Source organism: Streptomyces sp. WAC04114, assembly GCF_019733245.1.
GTDB lineage: Bacteria > Actinomycetota > Actinomycetes > Streptomycetales > Streptomycetaceae > Streptomyces > Streptomyces massasporeus_A.
Genome location: NZ_JAIGQA010000355.1, coordinates 1 through 1,903 on the forward strand (window position 1 = coordinate 1; position 1,903 = coordinate 1,903).

Sequence of the window (1,903 nt, forward strand, 5' to 3'; positions counted from 1 at the left end):
ACGCTGCCGGGGGTGCCGGGGCGACGCTGCCGGGGGTGCCGGGGCGCCTCCCGCCTTGGCGGGTTGGCGCCCCCCGCCCGTCACATGCGCGACACGTTCCGCTCGTACACCAGCCTGAGTCCGATCAGCGTCAGCCACGGCTCGTGTTCGTCGATCACCGACGACTCGCCCAGGACCATCGGCGCGAGACCGCCCGTGGCGATGACCGTGACGTCGTCCGGGTCCTGGGACAGCTCGCGGGACATACGGTTGACCACGCCGTCGACCTGGCCGGCGAAACCGTAGATGACGCCGGACTGCATCGCCTCGACCGTGTTCTTGCCGATGACGGTGCGGGGCCGGGCCACCTCGATCTTGCGGAGCTGGGCGCCGCGGACGCCCAGGGCCTCCACGGAGATCTCGATGCCGGGTGAGATGACCCCGCCGACGTACTCCCCCCGCGCGCTGACGGCGTCGAACGTCGTCGCCGTGCCGAAGTCGACGACGATCGCGGGGCCGCCGTAGAGCTCGACCGCCGCGACCGCGTTGATGATGCGGTCCGCGCCGACCTCCTTGGGGTTGTCCATGAGGATCGGCACGCCCGTCTTGACGCCCGGTTCGACGAGGATCGCGGGCACGTCGCCGTAGTAGCGGCGCGTCACCTCGCGGAGCTCGTGCAGGACCGAGGGGACGGTGGCGCAGATGGCGATGCCGTCGATGCCGTCGCCCAGCTCGTCGCCGAGGAGCGGGTGCATGCCCATCAGGCCCTGGAGGAGGACCGCCAGTTCGTCCGCGGTGCGGCGCGCGTCCGTGGAGATGCGCCAGTGCTCGACGATCTCCTCGCCGTCGAACAGGCCGAGGACGGTGTGGGTGTTTCCTACGTCGATGGTCAGCAGCATGACCCGTACCCGCCCCTACTCCGCCGGCCGCAGGTCCAGGCCGATGTCCAGGATCGGCGAGGAGTGGGTGAGGGCTCCGACGGCGAGGTAGTCGACGCCGGTGTCCGCGTACGCCTTGGCGTTGCCGAGGGTGAGGCGGCCCGAGGCCTCCAGGGCGGCGCGGCCCCGGACGATCTCGACGGCCTCGGCGCACTCGGCCGGCGTGAAGTTGTCCAGCAGGATCAGGTCGGCGCCCGCGTCCAGGACCTCGCGGAGCTGGTCCAGGGTGTCGACCTCGACCTCGATGGGCACGTCCGGGAAGCGCTCCCGGACGGCCTGGAAGGCCTGGGCGACGCCGCCCGCGGCGACCACGTGGTTGTCCTTGACCAGGGCCGCGTCCGAGAGGGACATGCGGTGGTTGACGCCGCCGCCGCAGCGGACCGCGTACTTCTCGAGGCTGCGCAGCCCGGGCGTCGTCTTGCGGGTGTCACGGACCTTCGCCTTGGTCCCGTCCAGCGCGTCCGCCCACGCGCGCGTGGCCGTCGCGACGCCCGACAGGCGGCACAGGATGTTCAGCGCGCTGCGCTCGGCCGTGAGGAGGTCACGGGTGCGGGTGGTGACGGAGAGGAGCTTCTGGCCCGCCTCTACGCGGTCGCCGTCCTCCGCGTGGCGCTCGATCTCGAGCTCCTCCTCGCAGACCACGGAGATGACCGCCTCGGCGACGCGCAGCCCGGCCACGGTGCCCGCCTCGCGTGCGGTGAAGTCGGCCGTGGCCACCGCGTCCTCGGGGATGGTCGCCACCGTCGTCACGTCCACGCCGTGGGCCAGGTCCTCCTGGAGGGCCACGTTGGCGATGTCCTCGACCTCGACGGGGTCGAGGCCGGCGTCGGCCAGGAGCTGGGCGAGTGCGGGGTCCAGGCCGCACTCCAGGTACGCCTCGTCGTCCGCGCCGCAGGCGCAGCCGTCTCCGCAGCCTCCGGAGGAGACGAGGGGAAGGTCGGGGATGCTCACGTCGGTCACTGCTCCTGGGGGGCCTGGGGCGGGAG

The 1,903-nt window shown here is 72.4% G+C and carries 2 protein-coding genes; both read right to left on the bottom strand.

Annotated features, from left to right (window positions below; translation table 11 throughout):
• Positions 1–80 precede the first annotated feature (80 nt).
• Positions 81–878 (bottom strand): type III pantothenate kinase, encoded by a 798-nt coding sequence (locus K4G64_RS39120; protein WP_221760597.1) that lies wholly within the window; start codon positions 876–878, stop codon positions 81–83.
• Positions 879–893: 15 nt separating this feature from the next.
• Positions 894–1,868: a carboxylating nicotinate-nucleotide diphosphorylase gene (gene nadC / locus K4G64_RS39125; protein ID WP_221760598.1), complete on the bottom strand. Its 975-nt coding sequence runs from the start codon at positions 1,866–1,868 to the stop codon at positions 894–896.
• Positions 1,869–1,903 lie beyond the last annotated feature (35 nt).

Bases quoted from the DNA above. Each gene is read 5' to 3' on its own strand.
- K4G64_RS39120 (WP_221760597.1), bottom strand. From the start codon at position 878: ATGCTGCTGACCATCGACGTAGGAAACACCCACACCGTCCTCGGCCTG.